At 63.2% G+C, this 17,969-nt stretch carries 19 protein-coding genes, 1 tRNA gene and 1 pseudogene; 9 read left to right on the plus strand and 12 right to left on the minus strand.

All coding sequences use genetic code 11. From position 1 onward, the window contains the following. Nucleotides 1-10 precede the first annotated feature (10 nt). Entirely contained in the window at nt 11-268 is a 258-nt protein-coding gene (locus tag NA10_RS11955; protein ID WP_157556409.1) for a hypothetical protein, read from the minus strand. A gap of 657 nt (nt 269-925) precedes the next feature. Here NA10_RS11955 and NA10_RS11960 point away from each other — a divergent pair. Continuing rightward, nucleotides 926-1,933, plus strand: a complete 1,008-nt coding sequence (locus tag NA10_RS11960) for a hypothetical protein (RefSeq protein WP_157556411.1) — start codon at nt 926-928, stop codon at nt 1,931-1,933. On the opposite strand, the gene NA10_RS37525 is transcribed toward NA10_RS11960, so the two are convergent. The 3 genes from NA10_RS37525 to NA10_RS11975 all read right to left on the minus strand — a co-directional run bounded on the left by NA10_RS37525 (nt 1,923) and on the right by NA10_RS11975 (nt 4,293). Continuing rightward, complete coding sequence (locus tag NA10_RS37525) at nt 1,923-2,471, minus strand: hypothetical protein (RefSeq protein WP_067567222.1); 549 nt, start codon at nt 2,469-2,471, stop codon at nt 1,923-1,925. The genes NA10_RS11960 and NA10_RS37525 overlap by 11 nt on opposite strands. A gap of 183 nt (nt 2,472-2,654) precedes the next feature. Further along, on the minus strand, nt 2,655-3,854 hold the full coding sequence (locus NA10_RS11970) for a lipid-transfer protein (protein WP_067567226.1): 1,200 nt from the start codon (nt 3,852-3,854) through the stop codon (nt 2,655-2,657). Next, on the minus strand, nt 3,847-4,293 hold the full coding sequence (locus NA10_RS11975) for a Zn-ribbon domain-containing OB-fold protein (RefSeq protein ID WP_067567229.1): 447 nt from the start codon (nt 4,291-4,293) through the stop codon (nt 3,847-3,849). The genes NA10_RS11970 and NA10_RS11975 overlap by 8 nt, the downstream gene beginning before the upstream one ends. A 132-nt stretch (nt 4,294-4,425) precedes the next feature. Between NA10_RS11975 and NA10_RS11980 the strand changes: the two genes are divergently transcribed. Together NA10_RS11980 and NA10_RS39485 are read left to right on the plus strand one after the other, a co-directional pair. Further along, a complete protein-coding gene (locus tag NA10_RS11980) occupies nt 4,426-5,205 on the plus strand; it encodes a GTP-binding protein (protein ID WP_067567232.1) in 780 nt (259 codons plus the stop codon). A 222-nt stretch (nt 5,206-5,427) separates the two neighbouring features. Then, nucleotides 5,428-5,820 (plus strand): TIGR03618 family F420-dependent PPOX class oxidoreductase, encoded by a 393-nt coding sequence (locus NA10_RS39485; RefSeq protein ID WP_444980059.1) that lies wholly within the window; start codon nt 5,428-5,430, stop codon nt 5,818-5,820. A 72-nt stretch (nt 5,821-5,892) separates the two neighbouring features. Here NA10_RS39485 and NA10_RS39490 read toward each other — a convergent pair. Together NA10_RS39490 and NA10_RS11995 are read right to left on the minus strand one after the other, a co-directional pair. Further along, nucleotides 5,893-6,201: pseudogene (locus NA10_RS39490) on the minus strand (SDR family NAD(P)-dependent oxidoreductase); the annotation flags it as partial. A 99-nt stretch (nt 6,202-6,300) separates the two neighbouring features. After that, a complete protein-coding gene (locus NA10_RS11995; protein ID WP_157556413.1) occupies nt 6,301-7,104 on the minus strand; it encodes a transporter substrate-binding domain-containing protein in 804 nt (267 codons plus the stop codon). A gap of 142 nt (nt 7,105-7,246) precedes the next feature. Between NA10_RS11995 and NA10_RS12000 the strand changes: the two genes are divergently transcribed. The 5 genes from NA10_RS12000 (at nt 7,247) to NA10_RS12020 (ending at nt 10,964) form a co-directional block, all read left to right on the plus strand. Beyond that, on the plus strand, nt 7,247-7,825 hold the full coding sequence (locus NA10_RS12000) for a chorismate mutase (RefSeq protein ID WP_067567242.1): 579 nt from the start codon (nt 7,247-7,249) through the stop codon (nt 7,823-7,825). A 478-nt stretch (nt 7,826-8,303) separates the two neighbouring features. Further along, nucleotides 8,304-8,768 carry an SAV_915 family protein gene (locus NA10_RS12005; RefSeq protein WP_157556415.1) on the plus strand — a complete coding sequence of 155 codons (465 nt, stop codon included), beginning with the start codon at nt 8,304-8,306 and terminating at the stop codon, nt 8,766-8,768. Further along, nucleotides 8,765-9,067, plus strand: coding sequence for a DUF6317 family protein (locus NA10_RS12010; protein ID WP_067567248.1), 303 nt, complete (start codon nt 8,765-8,767; stop codon nt 9,065-9,067). Before NA10_RS12005 ends, NA10_RS12010 begins: the two co-directional genes overlap by 4 nt. A 20-nt stretch (nt 9,068-9,087) precedes the next feature. After that, entirely contained in the window at nt 9,088-10,428 is a 1,341-nt protein-coding gene (locus NA10_RS12015; protein WP_067567251.1) for a WXG100 family type VII secretion target, read from the plus strand. Further along, nucleotides 10,425-10,964 carry a hypothetical protein gene (locus tag NA10_RS12020; protein ID WP_157556417.1) on the plus strand — a complete coding sequence of 180 codons (540 nt, stop codon included), beginning with the start codon at nt 10,425-10,427 and terminating at the stop codon, nt 10,962-10,964. The genes NA10_RS12015 and NA10_RS12020 overlap by 4 nt, the downstream gene beginning before the upstream one ends. 14 nt (nt 10,965-10,978) lie before the next feature. Here NA10_RS12020 and NA10_RS12025 read toward each other — a convergent pair whose 3' ends face one another. From NA10_RS12025 to NA10_RS12055, 6 genes are all read right to left on the minus strand, one after another. After that, nucleotides 10,979-11,635: a hypothetical protein gene (locus NA10_RS12025; RefSeq protein ID WP_218021501.1), complete on the minus strand. Its 657-nt coding sequence runs from the start codon at nt 11,633-11,635 to the stop codon at nt 10,979-10,981. Nucleotides 11,636-12,277: 642 nt separating this feature from the next. Continuing rightward, a complete protein-coding gene (locus NA10_RS12030) occupies nt 12,278-12,448 on the minus strand; it encodes a hypothetical protein (RefSeq protein ID WP_157556419.1) in 171 nt (56 codons plus the stop codon). A gap of 553 nt (nt 12,449-13,001) precedes the next feature. Beyond that, nucleotides 13,002-13,076 (minus strand) — tRNA-Val (locus NA10_RS12040). 62 nt (nt 13,077-13,138) lie between these two features. Further along, the gene (locus NA10_RS12045; RefSeq protein WP_067567263.1) at nt 13,139-13,603 is read right to left on the minus strand and encodes a peroxiredoxin; all 465 of its coding nucleotides are present in this window, start codon (nt 13,601-13,603) and stop codon (nt 13,139-13,141) included. 89 nt (nt 13,604-13,692) lie between these two features. Beyond that, nucleotides 13,693-14,115: a DUF3052 domain-containing protein gene (locus NA10_RS12050; RefSeq protein ID WP_067567523.1), complete on the minus strand. Its 423-nt coding sequence runs from the start codon at nt 14,113-14,115 to the stop codon at nt 13,693-13,695. 171 nt (nt 14,116-14,286) lie between these two features. Beyond that, entirely contained in the window at nt 14,287-14,844 is a 558-nt protein-coding gene (locus NA10_RS12055) for an Rv2240c family protein (protein WP_067567266.1), read from the minus strand. Between the two features lie 211 nt (nt 14,845-15,055). On the opposite strand from NA10_RS12055, the gene aceE reads away from it, so the two are divergent. After that, complete coding sequence (gene aceE, locus NA10_RS12060) at nt 15,056-17,929, plus strand: pyruvate dehydrogenase (acetyl-transferring), homodimeric type (protein ID WP_067567526.1); 2,874 nt, start codon at nt 15,056-15,058, stop codon at nt 17,927-17,929. The last annotated feature ends 40 nt before the right edge of the window (nt 17,930-17,969 follow it).

The raw sequence follows: 17,969 nt of genomic DNA on the forward strand, positions 1-17,969 counted from the left end.
CCCGGTCGACTCATCCATCCCGACTCACACCCCCGAAATCACACCATCGCGCCGAGCATACCGAGGACGGATTCAGTGCACCCAGCAGCTCGAGCCCCTCCTCGATTGTCCGCGAAGGGTTGCGATAGCGGCCTGTCATCGCCTCGATGGCCTGCGACGCCGCATCGGACCAGACGGACACCGTATCGGCCGCGAACCCGGCCGGTTTGAGAATCTGAATCTGTTCCGGCACTTCGGATCTGGGAAAGTGACGCGCATTGTCGGTCACGATCGCACCGGCATTTCCAACGACAGCCGCAGCCAAACATGTTCGCCGTAGGGGTCCGGAAGGCCGAACGTTCCCTCGTAGGGTTGCCAGTGATGAGTTTGCGTGCCTCACAACACTCCAACTCCTCGAGGATCGGATCCGACCACAGCGGCCGGTATGGCTAGCTCAACCTTTGGCCTTTCGTCGTTCGGCGACTATGCGGCGGGCTTCGAGCAGTTGTCACCGAATCTGTTCCGGTTCCTCATCACCCGTGATGTCGACCGTTGTCGCCGACACGTCACGCCACGGGAACAACCACCGAGGGGTACAGCTGGTCAGCGAGCGCCCGATGGGGTCGCCCGAGCCACGACGGGACCTCGACCGGTCGGTTTACTCAATCGCGGAGAACCACAAGGATAGACAAGCGGTAGTTCACTATCGATGTGCTGCAAGCCTTTCCATGAGGACTATCTCGAACTCTGGTGGCCAACAACGTATCTGAGCACGACCAGATGTTGCATAATAGATTCGATGGTTCGGGGGACCTGAGAGTGCGGTGGCATTATGACCGAGGCAAATATAGGTCCACTACGCCAAATTTCTGTCCGTAGCCTGCCTGGACTCCGGACAGATCTCCTCGTTCAAGCCGATTGCGGCCGGCAGGACGCGACGGCATCGTTGGCGCACACCACCGGCGTCGGAGTCGTGTACTCGGCAAACAGCCGACGACGCTCACGCCGGAAGCGCTACACGGAATGTGCGGCGGCCATCCACTTCACACAAAAGCGTGCGCCGCTCGCCGACGTCCTGGTTGATGCGAATCTCTACACCGGCAGTACGCGGAAGCCCGCCGACCAGCAACCTACGCAGGACTGGATCACCTTCCAACGGCACCACCGATTGCCCTGGGCAATGACCGATTCCGGCTACTGCGCCGCGTCGGACACGACAGGACCCATAGCCATCCTGTCCGCTGCCGGGCGAATGGGAGATCACGTAATCGCCGCCTTGCCGGTCGCATCTTCGTGGTTGACCGAGGATGCTTCGACATTGCGGGACGCTATCGACAAGTACGGCGTACCCGTCGCTCTGATGATCGAGGACGAAGCCGATCCCTTCGACCGGCGCGGAGCTGTATCCGGCCTCGTCGAAATCCTCCGGGCAGATACTCCGGTACTTCTGTTGCGCAGCGACACAGCAGCTTTGGGCGCGCTGGCCTACGGGGCCGCTGCCGCGGCGATTGGCGTGACGTCAACATATCGTCACTTCTATCCGAAGGCCGACAATAGCTTCGGACGGGAACCCCAGTTGTCATTCCTGATTCCGGCATTGCTCGGTTACTACCTCAATAGACGCTTCGAGAACGCCTTCCGCGTCGACCCAACCCTGGATGCCTGGCGGTGCGACTGTCACTACTGCAACGGCAACAACCTCACTTGGATTGCCAACCACGTCGATCCGAGCGGAGCAGCTTTCCAGCACTCCGTGGCAGCCCTGTCCGCCATCGGGCAAGAACTTGCAGGCGTGATCAGGGCAGGCGTATCGGGACCGTCGGCCTGGACACGAAGATGCCTCGAGGCATGCGGACACAGCAACACCATCCGCACGGAATGCGACGAAACCTGGAGGGCGAAGAAGTCCCTGGCCGAGTGGGTCAGGAGCGAGCCTTCAAACGTCACCGGGTGAGCATTCCCATTCGCAGCGCATGCGCGTACAGACGTTCCTCCCAGTATCGAGTGGCGACCATCCGCTGCTGCGGTTCCCGCCGGATCCGTTGGCCGCGAACGAGAATCTCCCCAGCGGTCTCACCGGCCATGACGACGTGGACGCCCGCTACGTCCGCCTCTGTCAACCGCAGTGGCGACGGTCTGTGCGTCACTACGACAAATGTGTCGCCGAACCCGCGCAGCTCCGTGGCGGCACGCATTGCGTGGCGCCACCCTGCTGTTGAGGCAAAGCCCACGATATGTAGCGGCTGCGGCGGGGGTGCCTGCTCCATATCGGCAGGCCACGCCTCCCACAGCGCCAATGTCGGACGATCCGGCATCGGTGCAGGACTGTGGAGCAAACGCTCGGTGATACCGCCCGACCATTGAATAATCGGGTGGCCGTTGAACCCCGACAGTTCGGTGGCAGGTAGAACGACGCACCCGGGCAGGACAATGTGTATTGCCTGTTCAACTGCCATGGGCGCTGACCGAGTCGTTGCGACATCGAGGTTCATCAGCACCCAGCCTTCGACTCGGGACCCATCCGGGCCTCCCACTCATAGACCCACTTCGCATCCTGCCCCGGATATCGGGAACACGCCCAACACGTTTCGGGAATCAGTGTTGCGACCGCGGCCGACACCCGAAAACCCAGGTATGGCCCGGGTTTTCGGAGGCGGAGCTGGCGGTCCGTTTGGTCAGCGGGTGACGATGGTGGCCGAGCCGTGGCCGAAGAGGCCCTGGTTGACGGCGATTCCGACGCGGGCGTTCTCCACTTGGCGGCCGTCGGCCCGGCCGCGAAGCTGCCAGGTGAGTTCGCAGATCTGGGCGATGGCCTGGGCGGGGATGGCCTCGCCGAAGCAGGCCAGGCCGCCGCTGGGGTTGACCGGGAGGCGGCCGCCCAAAGTTGTCGCGCCGCTGCGCAACAGCTGCTCCGCGCCGCCTACCTCGCAGAGGCCGATGTCCTCGTACCAGTCCAATTCCAGTGCGGTGGACAGGTCGTAGACCTCCGCGAGGGACAGGTCCTCGGGGCCGATGCCGGCTTCCTCGTACGCGGCCTGCGCGATGGCCGAGCGGAATGTGCTCGGCTGGGGCTCGACGGCCACGGCGGAATCGGTCGAGAAGTCCGGCAGGTCGACCACGGTCTTGGGGAAGGTCGGGGTCACCGTCGACAGGGCGCTGATGCGGACCGGGTCGGCGATGCCGTGCTTGCGGGCGTACTCCATCGAGGTCAGCACGACCGCGGCGCCACCGTCACTGGTGGCGCAGATGTCGAGCAGGCGCAGCGGATCCGAGACGATGGCCGAGGCGGCGATCTCCTCGGCCGAAACCTCTTTGCGGTAGCGGGCATTCGGGTTGTTCAAGCCGTGCCGGGCATTCTTCACCTTGACCGCGGCGAAGTCGTCGAGGGTTGCGCCGTGCAGGGCCATCCGGCGGCGGGCGTACAGCGCGAAATAGATGGGGTTGGTCGCGCCGAGCAGATGGAAGCGCAACCAGTCCGGATCATCGCGGCGCTCACCGCCGACGGGCTGGAAGAAACCCTTCGGGGTGGTGTCCGCGCCGATTACCAGCGCCACATCGGTCAAACCCGCCAGGATCTGCGCCCGAGCGTTCGCGATGGCCTGTGCACCGGAAGCGCACGCCGCGTAGCTGCTCGAAATGCGCGCACCCGACCAACCCAGCGCCTGCGCGAAGGTCGCACCGGCTACGAAGCCCGGGTAGCCATTACGGATGGTGTCCGCGCCCGCGATATAGCCGACATCGCGGTGGTCGATCCCGGCATCGGCCAGCGCCGCACGCGCCGCGACCAGTCCGTATTCGACGAAGTTGCGCCCCCACTTACCCCACGGATGCATACCCGCGCCGAGGACGGCGATATCGCGATTCGATTCAGTCATTGACCGGCCTCCACATCCACACCGTGTGCTCAGCTTCGTCGTCCTCGTACAGCACACCGACGGTCAGCTCGACCGGCATTCCGACGGCCAGATCGTCGACGGTGAGACCGCGCACGACCTGCCCGAGAATCACCATCTTCTCGACCTCTAGTTCCACGGCCGCAACGACATACGGCACGAACGGATCGGCCGAGACATAGGGCGCGGGCGGCTTGTACCTGGCATCGGCGTAGGACCAGATCCGGCCACGCGTGGAAAACAGGTAGTCGACGAGCTCAGACCCGTCCTTCGGACCCTCACAGTACGGATTCCGACAGGCGAGCGTGTTCTTCGGAAAATACGGTGTGCCACAGCTGGTGCACCGGGTTCCCTTCAGACGCGCCTCGCCGTCCTCCGCAGTGAACCAGTCGGCCACGGCCGGGCGTTGTTCTTTCTGCACAGCCCCGACGGTATAGGAACACGTTCTACTTTGGGGCGGAATTCCGTTCCGGTGCTCCACCGCCGCGAGTACCGTGAGAACGAATTGGGGATGCGACGACGCCCCCGAGTCGATCTGGAGTACCACAGCACGATGGGCACCAAAGCCATTGACCCGCAGTCGATCCGCAATGTCACGATTATCGGCGATCCCGAGGCGACGACGCGGCTGAGCCGGCGGCTGCGGCGGTCGGCCGGGACGGTCGGCAGCGGCGAAATCCATTGGTCGACAGCGCGAGTCGAGCACACCATTCGCATAGCGGAGCTCTCCGGGCACGCTCCGGCGGGCGAGCTGGAACGGTCGATACGGGTGGCCGACGGTGTCATCGCGCTGGCACACGCGGGGCGGCCACACGACCCGCAACTCGAGGCCATGCTACGGATAGCCGACGATCATCAGGTCGCCCGGTTATGCCTGATCGACGCGCTCGACCATCCCGCCGCCGACTTCGACGGCTGCGTGCGGTCGATCGCCGACACACGCGGGGCGGTTCCGCTCACCCTGCACCTCCCCCTCGGGCAGGGCACCGGCTTCGAAGGCGTCATCGACCTGCTGCCCCTCTGGGCGCTCGAACCGCTGGCCGCCGAAATCTACGGCCCCCATTGGGAACTCGCCGAACAGCGCTATCGGCTGCTGATCAAAACGGTGATGGAGCAGGACACCCCGGATTCGAACGCCTTCCACGCGCTCCGCGATATCCCCCTGGAGCAGGTGCAGCAGCGCATCCGGTCGCTCACCCGCATCGGCGATGTCGTCCCCATCCTCTGCGGCGCACCGCACGCCAACGATGAGCTCTCCCTCCTCGACGCGATAATCCGCTACCTCCCCTCACCTTTGGAGGTATGCCAGCCCGAGCACGCCCTCGACTACTGATCGACGCCGAATCGCATAAGCCAGTTACGCGGCCCGCCATCGGGCAGGTCGACCGTCGCCCCGCCCACTCAACTCGCCACAACAGCTCACGAATGTAGCCGTGACCGTCGACTGTCGGTCACCATAAGTTGTCCAACCCGTGCGAGGAAGTGAGAGCAGGGCGTAATGACAGTGCTGGACAAAGAGACTCGGCGGTGGTTGAGCGAGGCGCGGTTCTGGACGATGGGGACGGTGAACGCGGACGGCAGTCCGCAGTTGACGCCCATGTGGGTGGGGTTGGAAACCGTCGACGGGGTGGAGTACATCGTGGTCAATACCTCGGTGGGGCGGGTGAAACAGGAGAATCTGAGTCGAGACCCGCGGCTCTCACTATCCTGCTTCGACACCGAGAACGCCTACGACCGCATAGAGATTCGGGGCCGGGCCGTCGGATATATCGAGGGCACCGAAGCGGTCGCGATCATGGATCGGCTGGCGCGGAAGTATCTATCGGTGGAGAAGTTCCCATGGCTGATCCCCGGCGAGCGGCGACTCGCGGTGCTGATCGAAGCCGATCGGGTGCACCACACGATCGGAGTCGAACCCTTCCGACCCGGTGTACTCTCCGCCGACTAGCCGCCTGATAACGGTGGTGGCCTCAGCGCGCTTCCGGATCGAGGCCCAGGGCCGCGCGGCACAATCGACCGGCAGGGTCGCACCATTGACGAAACCGCTCTGCGCGGAGAGCAGAAACTCGACAACCGAGGCGATTTCATCACTCATGGCGGCCCGGCCCATCGGATGCAGCGCGGCAATCTCCCGCTCGACCAGCGTCGCGGCCTCAGGGGTGAGCGCAGCCAGATATTCGGTGAACCGTTCCGTCACAACCGAACCCGGCGCGAGGGCATTCACCCGAATTCCGTGCCGCCCGTACTCGACCGCCAGCGCCCGGGTCAGCCCTTCGATCGCCGCTTTCGCCGTGCTGTACGGCAACGCACCCGGCACCGCGCGCCGCACCTGATCCGAACCTTAGGCCCGTGTCATAACCCCAGAATGCCTTGCTTCCCAAGAAGTCTCATCAAGAAGTGCCAGGCCGATCGCGCCGCGATGATCGACTCAGCCGAGCCAACTGTCCAGCAGCTGAGCCGATCTGCCGGTGCTGATCTGTACGTCCAGCCAAGCGTTGACGACCGTGTTGAAGGCCAGGTCACCGCGGGGCAGCAGGTAGACCTTGGTGGCGGAGTCGAAGGGGTGGTCGGGGTGCAGGACCTGTAGGGCCGGGTGGGTGCGGTTTCGGTAGCGGCCTTCGACCGAATCGGTGACGAAGACGTCGGCGGTGCCCTGCTCGAGCTGGTCGTAGATGGTGAGGTTGTCCGGCCAGACGATCAACTGGGCGTCGGGGAAGTTGGCGCGGGCGAACTTCTCGTTGGTGCCACCGGGATTGACTATGACGCGGACACCCGGCCGATTGATATCCGCGATGGTCGAGTAGGCGTCACCATCGCCGCGGCGGGTGACCGGCGTCTTGCCGTCGGTGGCGATCGGAACCGAGAAGTCGGCGACGCGGCGGCGGTCGGCGGTGTCGGAGATACCACCGACGGCCAGGTCGCACCGCGCGACGAAATCCTCGGCCAGGGTCGACCAGGTGGTCGGAATCCATTGCGGCACAGCGTGCAGAGTCGCCGCGAGATCGGTGGCGAGGGTGATGTCGACACCCGTGTACGCACCCTCCGCATCGCGCAGGGTGTAGGGCGGGTAATCACCGGTCGTGCACACCCGCAACACGCCCGACTGCACCACGGTGAGCAACCGCGACAACTCCGGCTCCGCGGCGGCCGCAGGTCCGACAACCCCGGAGGCGAACAGCCCACCCACCACGGCCATGATCAGCGACGGCATCATCCGAGTCGAAAAGCGCACGCGCACAGGCTACTCAATGACCTCGGCGGCGGTGCCCGAAGTGAAACCAGATCACCGACGACACCCTTGGCATACTCGGACCAGAGATATCGCATCGGCACGAATCGATCACCCAGGTTGAACGAGCGCAGGAGCGAGCGTGATGAAAGCCTTAGCCGTGGCAGCAGCCTCAGCGCTGGTGCTGCTCACCGGTTCCGGCAATGCCGGACCCTCCCCCGCCGGGCAACCCGAGTCCCTGAACCGACTGACGGATCTGCTGGCCGACCGCCTCGACACCGCCGATACGGTAGCAGCCGCGAAATGGGCCACCGCATCGCGCGACGGCAGCGAACCGGTCATCGACGACCCCACCCGCGAAGCCCAGATCGGCGACGCGATGGCCGAATTGGGTACCACCCACGACCTCCCCGAACCCTGGGTCCGACAGGTCTTCCAAAGCCAAATCGAAGCCAGCAAACTCATCCAACGCGGACTGGTCCTGCAATGGCACTACAACCCCGCACCCCCACCCGCCATGGACCTTCCCACCATCCGCCCGATAATCGACCACCTCAACACCGAGATCATCACCGAAATGGCCGATACCCAAGCCACATTGGCAAGCCCCGACTGCCCCACCCAGCTCCTGGGCAGCGTAGCGACCACAATCAGCACCCACCACAGCGATCCACTCCACCAGGCAGCGCTGGTGCGCGCGGCAATACCCCTGTGCGGCCGATGAGCGCCGACAAAGAAAACCCGGCAGATACCCGGAGGTACCTGCCGGTTCGGAGTGGGCGCAGAGGGTTTCGAACCCCCGACCGCTGGTGTGTAAAACCAGTTTGACCAAACCAGCCTGCCTGCGGCTATGACCTGCCGGTCGTCAACCATTTCCTCATGCAGGTCAAGGTACGTCATGGTGTCTTGGATCGGACACCAATGGACTCGAGAACCCATGTGCGGACACCTGTCTGCAACATGTTTTGCTACATCTGGGCTCCTTGCTGCTACATGATCAGCCCCCGACGAAAGGGGGACTGTCACAGGATCGCAGTAGACCAGACCAGCATCATGGACGCTCCAGATCCACACGGCGGCGCACGCACGTGAGTTCAGGGGCAGTGGTGATCGACGATCCGATCCTCAGCCTGTCCCGGGAGATTGTTTGCAAACTGGTCGCTTGATACGTTATTGCAAGTTGATATCGGGGGTCCCAGGGGGTGCGCAGCGCGATGGTGATTCATTACTCCAACTTTGGCAACTTTGATGACGACTGGGATGACGAGCCGACACCGGCCCCACGTCCGGTCAAGCCCAACGAGGTGGAACCGCCGACGAAAATCGGAGTCGGACTTCCCGCAGTTGTCGTAGTCCCGGTACATCCGCGGTTGGATGATGGCGGCATTTCAATCGAACTCAGTGCGGAAGTCTCTGGGGATCCTGTCGCGATCGTCTTCTCGACTGTCGAGCGGTTGATCGAACGGTTGGGGCGGCACCAGCCGTGGGTGATGGTTCCCTCAGTGGCGCTACCCGAATTGCTCGGCACAGCGGCCATCTCGGTCGTGCTTGATCCTCTGCCGAAGACCTGCCGCACCTGGTGGACCAGCGATCGACTCAAGCAGCTGGAGTTCTATCAGAACGGCATAGAGGAACCCGAGCCCATGAGAGGGGACATCCGCGCATGAGTGCTGGATTCGAGGTCATCCTCGATGACTTGAAGTCGATGGCGAAGACCTTCGGCGACGAGGCCACAACTTACGAAGGGCTGGTGCCCGGGTTCCTTCCCGCCGCAGTGGATTCCGGCGATGCGGTACTGAACGAGGCGATGAAAGGCGGTCTCGAATTGCTGGAGATCCTTCATCACCAGATGGTTCGAGCCATTCAGATCCATGCAGAAAAGCTCGCGTATGCTCGGGATTCTTACGAGCGTCACGACATCGACAATCGCAAACTCTTCGACGATCTCACCAAAGATCTGGACTAACCAGCGGGAAGGAGTGCCGGATGAGCTGGATCGGTGGCGATCTCGGCGGCCTTCAGGCCATGGGCACGGCAATGAAATCCGCTACGGATTCGACCGATCCCGTCGTCAAAGCTTTGAGCTCCAAGGTTGATACGGTCGTCGGTGATGTCGGCTGGACCGGTGGCGCGGCAGATTCATTCCGCAAGGCGTGGACCGAGACCTCGATTCAGGTCGGCGCATTGGCCACGGTCAATAGCAACTGCGGGAAGATTCTCGGCGATCTGGGTGACAACTTGGAGAAGATCGAGGCCGACCTAGTTAACGCCGCGCACGAGGCCCAGCAGAAGGGCGCGCAGATCGGCGACGACGGCAAACCGGGGACCCTCGTCATCACCGGTGATCCCGATTCTCAAGCAGCCAAGGACGCTCGCCAAGCCCAAACCGACTACACCAGCACCTACAACGCCGCGATCAAGCTTGCCCAGGGATTTCGACTACAAGCGGCCAAGGAATTCACCGGTGCAATCAACCTGATCAAACCTACCGGCAATGAAAGCGATTTCAGCTGGGACAAGCGCGTCACCCTAGCCGACTATATCCGGGGCCTGTACGTCATACCCAACGAGAAGAACAGTGAATGGGCAAATAAGCTGCCAGACAAGATCAAGGCCGCTGATGCCGATCTGGACCAGGCTTTCAAGGACTACACCAAGGCGCACGACGAATACCGCCTCAAGGGTGAGCAGATCCCGTTCGACGACCCCCGCTTTACCGCCACATTCGACGCCACCAAGGACCTAACACAGCTGGAATCGAAGCTGTCGGCAGCTGAAGCCGGAAAGGGCGAAGCTCCTTTATCCGACGTCCTCAACATCAAAATCAAAGACGCCGACAAACTGATCCCCGCACTTGAGAAGGTCACCCCGAAAGGGCTTAACTTCTTGAAGGAGATCCCGGTCGTCGATGTCGCGGCATCCGGCGTGGTCGCCGAACTTCAAGCCCAAGACGACATTCAGAAGGGCCAGAACCCCACCTCCGCCCGCGCATACGACTATGGCGCTGCCGCAGCAGGTCTCGCGGCCGGTGCTGGCGTCGTGGCCGGAGCAGCCGCGTTATCCGCCGCTGGCGTCGTGAGTGCACCCGTGTGGGCAACGGCAGTCGTCGCAGGCGGTGTGGTCGTCGGCGTCGGCGATGTCTTCTACGAGGGATTCCATGAACACTGGGCCGAAGACATCCATGACCGCGGAGTTATCAGCGGTGTCGTGCACGGCACGGGAAACATGTTCTCCAACACTGGACATGACATCAAAGATCTGGGTACCGGTGCCTGGGATGCCACAACCAAAGTAACGTCCAAACTCTGGCATGGAGTCTTCGGATGACCAATCACACCACCAATATTCAACCGCCGATCCCGTCGATCCCGTTGTTCGGACAGTCCTGGTACGAACGAGGTTTCGGATACTGGACGAAGCGGGCACTGATTTCGATTGCGCTCGGGCTCCTGCTGCTACTGTCGATCGTCTTCATTTGTGCCGTTGTGGCAACGATCATCGACAAGGCAAGCTCATGGCCCCGGATCGTGCTGCTGCTCCTTGTGATTGCGGGCATCTCATGGAGCCACTACGTCGCCTTCAAACAGGTCCAGGCCCGGAAAGCCAGCCCATCTTCGAACACCGTAGCCGGATCGGCTGGGCTCGTAACCGGTGCCGCCGCCTACGGCGGCTCGGGCATTGCCGGAAGTCTCATTCTCGTCGGCCAAGTCTTTGTCGTCGGATGGATCACCGCCAATTTCGTGTACTCGCTTCAGCGCTACGTCAGTCCTTTTGAAGTTCGCGCAGTAAGACACATGCAGGAGTGGTTCGTGCAACATCCGGAGGTTCCAAATAGTCAGCGTCCCAAGCAATTTCAGCGATAGTTCTCGCGACCACCTTATTTTCGCCATCCGGGCAGGCCGCTGCTACACGTCGGCTGACGAGAAGCACCCATCACACAGACCGCAGTAGATCGGTCCAGCGTCGTAGACGCTCTGCGAGACCCGGATCTTCCGTCCACAGTCACATTCGACAGACAGCCCGTTGTTGTTGGACTTCCGTCCACCGCGTCGTTCCGGTTCGCGGCGTCCAGCGCGAATGCCAGTTCTTCCAGCTCGTCGCCGTAGCGGTCGCGCGTCGAGCCGGGGACGGTAGTAACCGACCACCCGATCTTGTCGTGATGCGCAACGGTGAGCCTGACTTCTTCGGCGAGCTCGCGATATCGCTCGTTGTGCCAGCGACCCTGGCGGCTTGTGTCCTTGATCTCACGCATCTCGGCGTTACCGTGGGCGGCCTCGTGTAGCAGAGTGCCGAGCACGTCGACCGCGCCGCGCTGAAGCCCTTCCCCGCCGACGAACAGCTCATGTAGCTCGTACTCGCCGCGGACCCATCGATTCGGCGCGAAGTGCCCCAGGGTCAAGTCACTGCCGCCAGTCGATCCGGCCCCCACGGTGAGCACCACGTCGGGTACGTCGGGATGGTGGGATCGGATGGCGGCCCAGGTGTTTTCCACCGCGGTGACAAGTAGACCAGTGATGGTGTCGGAGTCGGTCATGGTCTCCGGGTTCCTTCCGGGAGCTTTGACACGTACGTGTCAATCGGGCGGCCCAACGGTTTGACACGTACGTGTCAACGGGAATGGGAGACCCGCGAGAGCGTGGATTCCCTGGGCGCGCGCCGCGCTCTCGTGGGGCAGGCCCCCTGCGGCCCGCCCTCAACGCCTGCCCAGGGGCCGCAGTACCGAATGCAAGGGGACGCGCCAATGCGTGCACGGTCGAATTTCCTCGCCGCACTGGAGGATCAGCGCCCGGCGCGCGTCGGGAATTCGACCGTGCCTGGCGCGGACCCCTTGCATCTCGGAGGGGCGGTCCCGCACAATGCGGCCCGCGCCCAGAGAATCCTCCAGCCGCACAGCACCTCCGGACCCACCCCAGCACCGGACCGGCAAACGCAACCCATCTCGCCGGACGCGCCCGCCTCGACTCAACTTCTCGCACCGGACGCCACTACCGCGCCAGCGCTCCGGACCGCATCCGACTACGCCACCGTCACGTACGCACCCCACGTCACCGAACGCCACCACCTACTCAACAGCAACGCTCATTACCCAACGTAACCACTTCTCTTTACTCCCTGAAATCCTTTACCTACCTACCGTTTTCCCCCGACACGCAGACTCTCTTACTTACCTGCTCCATCACCGCAGGTCGGTCTGCGTGTCGGGGGGTATCAAACGAAGGTCTTGCTCGGCAGCCACCACGTCGGCATACGGTCTGTAGAGCGGAAACCCGCTCACCATCTGATCCCACTCGGTCGCGATGTCTTTCCAGACATGGCCCCGGAGCTGATCATGCCGCATGGTGAGCACACCTATCGCTTCCTTCACTCCACTGTTCGCTACTAGAGACAGACGCAGCTCACACTGACGCATCTCTACGACACCAGAATCCGAAAGCTGTCGACACTCTGTCGCACGATCGCCGGTCGCCAACCTAGCCGCTGGCCCTCGACGGAAGAAGTGACGCGGAGACGTCTTCATCGTCGGCTTCGTCTCCAAGGCGACCTCTCGCATCAGCCGTGAAAGTTCGAGCACGGGACAACAGCGGGATGACAGTCTCCCGCCGCCACTTCTCGTCCTCCTTGACCGCGGGGCGATGGGCCGTCCAGATAATGCCACCAAGAGCAACGAATGCCACGGCGATCGGGATGCCTATCGTCAGCCACTGCTGCCACCCCAGCGCCGTATCAGTCGACGCAGTACCAGTGGACGTAGCGGTACTTAAGACGGAGGTAGTCCGATGCACCAGAATCCTCACTCAGCTAGTACAGAGTTAACGATGACTGCTACACGAATGCCACCACAAGCTGCTTCTAAGATCGGAGCTGATACACGAAAACCCAGGCAAGACCTGGGTTTTCGGTGGTGGGCGCAGAGGGTTTCGAACCCCCGACCGCTGGTGTGTAAAACCAGTGCTCTACCACTGAGCTATACGCCCGAGTCGCCCGGCGGAGGCCGGGGTCGGTGTCACCTTCCGGATCGGAAATCCGGGGCAACGGGTTATGAATCTAGCGCGGCGAGCGCTTTCTCCCAAGCCTGCTGGTCACGGGCTTCTCCGGGGCCGTTCATTTCGGCGAAGCGGATGATTCCGTCTTTGTCGATGACGAAGGTGCCGCGGTTGGGGTAGCCGGATTTTTCGTTGAAGACGCCGTAGCGGGTGGCGACTTCGCCGTGCGGCCAGAAGTCGGAGAGCAGGGGGAAGGTGTAGCCCTGTTCGGCGGCCCAGATTTTGTGGGTGGGCGGGGGGCCCACCGAGATGGCCAGGATTTCGGCGTTGTCGTTCTGGAACTTGGGGAGTTCGTCCCGGACCTTGCAGAGCTCGCCTTGGCAGATGCCGGTGAAGGCGAGGGGGTAGAAGACGACCAGGACGTTCTTCTCACCGCGGTAGTCCGAGAGCGAGACTTCCTGGTTGTTCTGGTCCTTGAGGGTGAAGTTGGGTGCGACCGTGCCGACCTCTAGTGGCATGCGAAACCTCCATCTTGTCCGGGCATTCGAGGACGGCGCACCACATCACGTGATACGCCGTCCTCCGAAAACCTTAGCGAAGACGCTGGTCAGCGCTGCTTCGAGGGCGTCTTGGGCTGCACCAGGCGGCTGCCGGACCAGTCACCGAGGCTGATCGACGAGGTCTGGGTAAGGCCCGCCGGCGATGCTGATTCGGCGATTTCCGCCGGATCGACATGGCCGCTGTGCCCGGTCTTGGGTGTCAAGACCCAGACGATGCCGTCATCGGCCAAGGGTGTGATGACATTGAGGAGTTCGTCGACCAGGTCGCCGTCACCCTCCCGCCACCACAAGAGCACGACGTCGACGACCTCATCGGTGTCTTCGTCGAGCATTTCCGACCCGATGGCCTCTTCAACGGCGGCCCGCAGGTCGTCGTCGGTATCGTCGTCCCAGCCCAGTTCCTGAATCACCATTCCGTGAGTAATGCCAAGCTTCTGAGCGTAGTTCTGCGCGTCCGCCGCGGCGACCACGGTGGCGTCCTCCTCAACTCCAGACAATAGGTAGGTGCAAGCGAACATGGTTATGGCCCCGAGCGCAAGCTGATCGGCCGAATTCGCACCCTAAATGTCGTATGTGAGACTCCGCGCCCGCCCCGGAACCCCGGCGCGAAATCAGCGAATCGCCGCCGGGACCGAACCGAATCACCGCGTGGGACAGGCGTTCCGGACCGCGTTCAAAGCATCGTTGACCTTGTGACTTGCGTCATTCAACGGCCCCACCGACGAGTTGTTCCCCATTTTGCGGACCTCCGCGGCGAGTCCGCGCGCCGCCGCGATGTAGTCGGTGAACTTCTGCGCGAGATCCGCGGGCAGATCCGAACCGGACGCGTTCACCCGCGTCTCGACCGTATGTGCCGCATCGTCCAAAGCATTGGCCGCACCGTCCCGCCTGTCCGCCTGGTCGGCGGCCTGCCCGTCGTGCGCGTCCACGAAATCGTTGTAGCGATCCACAGCGGTGCCCGTGGTCGAGCGGAACGGATCGCAATTGTCGGTGATCGCCTTGGCTTGCGCGGCGGCCGCTTTCGACGCCGCGGCAGCCGATGAAGAGGTCGCCGCCTCGGCCTTGTACGAGGTCGCCTCGGCCTGGTTCACCGTCGGAGTACCGTCGACAGTATTGGCGCAACCTGCGATAACGAGCCCTAGACCCACCGCCACGGTCGCGCTCGCCAATCCGAACCCACGCGGGTTCAGCAGCTTCATCGTCTCCCCGTTCCTGCCTCAGCCGGTTCCCTGGAGAACCGTACTGGATTCGCTGCTGACATGATGACCTGGGACGCACCATGCACAAGGATGTGAGGTGCGCCCCAAACCAATCGTTACGGGTATGCCGACAACCGGCGGCTACCCGGGTGAATGACGCCTATCAGATGTCCCACCCTGTGTACGAGGAGCAATCGTCTTGACCGACCTGATGCACCCCAACCCTTCGTCGAGTCCCACAAACGGCACGGCACGAAATCGCCCGGCGGGGGGCCGGGTCCGAGTGATCCGCGAGGGGGTGGCGTCATACCTTCCGGACATTGATCCGGAAGAGACCAGCGAATGGCTGGACAGCTTCGACGAAATGCTCGAGCGGGAGGGACCCGGCCGCGCCCGCTACCTCATGCTGCGAATGCTGGAGCGCGCCGGTGAACGCCACGTCGCGATCCCGTCGCTGACTTCGACGGATTACGTCAACACCATCCCCACCGAGAACGAGCCCTGGTTCCCCGGCGACGAGGAGACCGAACGCCGCTTCCGCGCCTACATCCGCTGGAACGCCGCGGTCATGGTGCACCGCGCCCAGCGGCCCGGAATCGGTGTCGGCGGCCATATCTCGACGTACGCGTCGTCGGCCGCCCTCTACGAGGTGGGTTTCAACCACTTCTTCCGCGGTAAGGACCATCCGGGCGGCGGCGACCAGATCTACATCCAGGGCCACGCCTCCCCCGGCATCTACGCGCGCGCGTTCCTCGAGGGCCGCCTCACCGAGGATCAGCTGGACGGCTTCCGCCAGGAGTACTCCCATGGCGGTCCGGGCGCGGGCCTGTCGTCCTACCCGCATCCGCGGCTCATGCCGGACTTCTGGGAATTCCCCACGGTCTCCATGGGTCTGGGCCCGATGAACGCCATCTACCAGGCGCGTTTCAATCACTACCTGCACGATCGCGGTATCAAGGACACCTCCGATCAGCATGTGTGGGCGTTCCTCGGCGACGGCGAGATGGACGAGCCGGAATCACGCGGCCTCATCCAGGTCGCGGCGAACGAGGGCCTGGACAATCTGACCTTCGTCATCAACGCCAACCTGCAGCGCCTGGACGGCCCGGTGCGCGGTAACGGCAAGATCATCCAGGAACTGGAGTCGTTCTTCCGCGGCGCGGGCTGGAATGTCATCAAGGTGGTGTGGGGCCGCGAGTGGGACGCCCTGCTGCAGGCCGATCGCGATGGCGCGCTGGTCAACCTGATGAACAGCACCCCCGACGGCGACTACCAGACATACAAGGCCAATGACGGCGCGTACGTGCGCGAACACTTCTTCGGTCGCGATCCGCGCACCAAGGAGCTGGTGAAGGGCCTGTCCGACAGTCAGGTCTGGAACCTCAAGCGCGGCGGCCACGACTACCGCAAGATCTACGCGGCGTACGCGGCGGCCATGGCGCACAAGGGACAGCCGACGGTCATCATCGCCAAGACCATCAAGGGTTACGGCCTGGGCAAGCACTTCGAGGCGCGCAATGCCACGCACCAGATGAAGAAGATGACGCTGGACGATCTCAAGTCGTTCCGCGATGTGCAGCGCATTCCGATCACCGATGAGCAGCTCGAGGCCAATCCCTATCTGCCGCCGTACTACCACCCCGGTATGGACGCGCCGGAGATCCAGTACATGATGGGCCGCCGTAAGCAGCTGGGTGGTTTCGTGCCCGAGAGGCGTACCGCAGCAAAGCCTCTGCAACTTCCGGGTGATGAGGCCTACCGTTCGGTCCGCAAGGGCTCGGGCAAGCAGAGCGTGGCCACCACCATGGCCTTCGTGCGCCTGATGAAGGAGCTGTTGCGGGATAAGGAAATCGGCAAGCGCATTGTGCCGATCATCCCGGACGAGGCCCGCACCTTCGGTATGGACTCGTGGTTCCCTTCATTGAAGATCTACAACCGCAACGGCCAGTTGTACACATCGGTCGACGCCGAGTTGATGCTTGCCTACAAAGAGTCGAGCATCGGCCAGATTCTGCACGAGGGCATCAACGAGGCCGGATCGACCGCGTCGTTCACCGCGGTCGGCACCTCGTACAGCACGCACGGCGAGCCGATGATCCCGCTCTACATCTTCTATTCGATGTTCGGTTTCCAGCGCACCGGTGACGGTCTCTGGGCCGCCGCGGATCAGATGGCACGCGGATTCGTCCTCGGAGCAACCGCCGGGCGAACCACGCTGACCGGAGAGGGCCTGCAGCACAACGACGGTCACTCGCTGCTGCTGGCCTCGACCAACCCGGCGTGTGTCCCGTACGACCCGGCCTTCGCCTTCGAGATCGCCCATATCGTGCGCGACGGCCTGCGCCGCATGTACGGCGGCGGGGTCGGCAGCACGGGATATCAGGAGGCCCTGCCGGGCACCGATCCCGAGGCCCGTTCGGAGCATCACGACTTCGGCGGCGAGGACATCTTCTACTACATCACCCTGTACAACGAGCCGCAGTCGCAGCCGGCCGAGCCGGAGAACCTCGATGTGGAGGGCCTGCTCAAGGGCATCTATCTCTACAAGCGCGGTGGCGAGGGGGCGGTCCGCGCACAGATCCTGGTCTCGGGCGTCACCATGCCCGACGGCCTGCGCGCACAGGAGATGCTTGCCCAGGAGTGGGGCGTGCAGGCCGATGTCTGGTCGGTGACCTCCTGGGGTGAGCTCCGAAAGGAAGCCCTCGCCAAGGAGATTCAGAAGCTGCGCCATCCGGACACCGATCCCGGTCAGCCGTACGTCACCCAGGCGCTGTCGCAGGCGCAGGGTCCGTTCGTGGCCGCCTCGGACTGGATGCGCGCGGTTCCGGACCAGATCCGCCAGTGGGTCCCCGGTACGTTCATCTCGCTCGGCACCGACGGTTTCGGTTTCTCCGACACCCGTCCCGCGGCGCGCCGCGTCTTCAATGTGGACGCGGCATCGATCGTGGTAGCGGCCCTTTCCGGGCTCGCCGAGGCGGGCAGCATCGACCGCGCCAAACTGGTCGAGGCGGCCGCCAAATACCGCATCGACGATGTGAACGCCGCGCCGAAGGCGGCACCCGGTAGTGAAGGTGGCGACGCATAACGCACGATTAACCCCGTGGAACGCAAACCGCCGAGACCGC

The organism is Nocardia acidivorans NBRC 108247 (assembly GCF_001625085.1).
In the GTDB taxonomy this organism is placed as follows: Bacteria; Actinomycetota; Actinomycetes; order Mycobacteriales; family Mycobacteriaceae; genus Nocardia; species Nocardia acidivorans.

What these genes read in the sequence shown, in the direction of transcription:
- NA10_RS37525 (WP_067567222.1), bottom strand. Translation starts at nt 2,471, where the DNA reads ATGAACCTCGATGTCGCAACGACTCGGTCAGCGCCCATGGCAGTTGAA.
- NA10_RS11970 (WP_067567226.1), bottom strand. Translation starts at nt 3,854, where the DNA reads ATGACTGAATCGAATCGCGATATCGCCGTCCTCGGCGCGGGTATGCAT.
- NA10_RS11980 (WP_067567232.1), top strand. Translation starts at nt 4,426, where the DNA reads ATGGGCACCAAAGCCATTGACCCGCAGTCGATCCGCAATGTCACGATT.
- NA10_RS39485 (WP_444980059.1), top strand. Translation starts at nt 5,428, where the DNA reads ATGGGGACGGTGAACGCGGACGGCAGTCCGCAGTTGACGCCCATGTGG.
- NA10_RS12000 (WP_067567242.1), top strand. Translation starts at nt 7,247, where the DNA reads ATGAAAGCCTTAGCCGTGGCAGCAGCCTCAGCGCTGGTGCTGCTCACC.
- NA10_RS12010 (WP_067567248.1), top strand. Translation starts at nt 8,765, where the DNA reads ATGAGTGCTGGATTCGAGGTCATCCTCGATGACTTGAAGTCGATGGCG.
- NA10_RS12015 (WP_067567251.1), top strand. Translation starts at nt 9,088, where the DNA reads ATGAGCTGGATCGGTGGCGATCTCGGCGGCCTTCAGGCCATGGGCACG.
- NA10_RS12020 (WP_157556417.1), top strand. Translation starts at nt 10,425, where the DNA reads ATGACCAATCACACCACCAATATTCAACCGCCGATCCCGTCGATCCCG.
- NA10_RS12025 (WP_218021501.1), bottom strand. Translation starts at nt 11,635, where the DNA reads ATGACCGACTCCGACACCATCACTGGTCTACTTGTCACCGCGGTGGAA.
- NA10_RS12045 (WP_067567263.1), bottom strand. Translation starts at nt 13,603, where the DNA reads ATGCCACTAGAGGTCGGCACGGTCGCACCCAACTTCACCCTCAAGGAC.
- NA10_RS12055 (WP_067567266.1), bottom strand. Translation starts at nt 14,844, where the DNA reads ATGAAGCTGCTGAACCCGCGTGGGTTCGGATTGGCGAGCGCGACCGTG.
- aceE (WP_067567526.1), top strand. Translation starts at nt 15,056, where the DNA reads ATGCACCCCAACCCTTCGTCGAGTCCCACAAACGGCACGGCACGAAAT.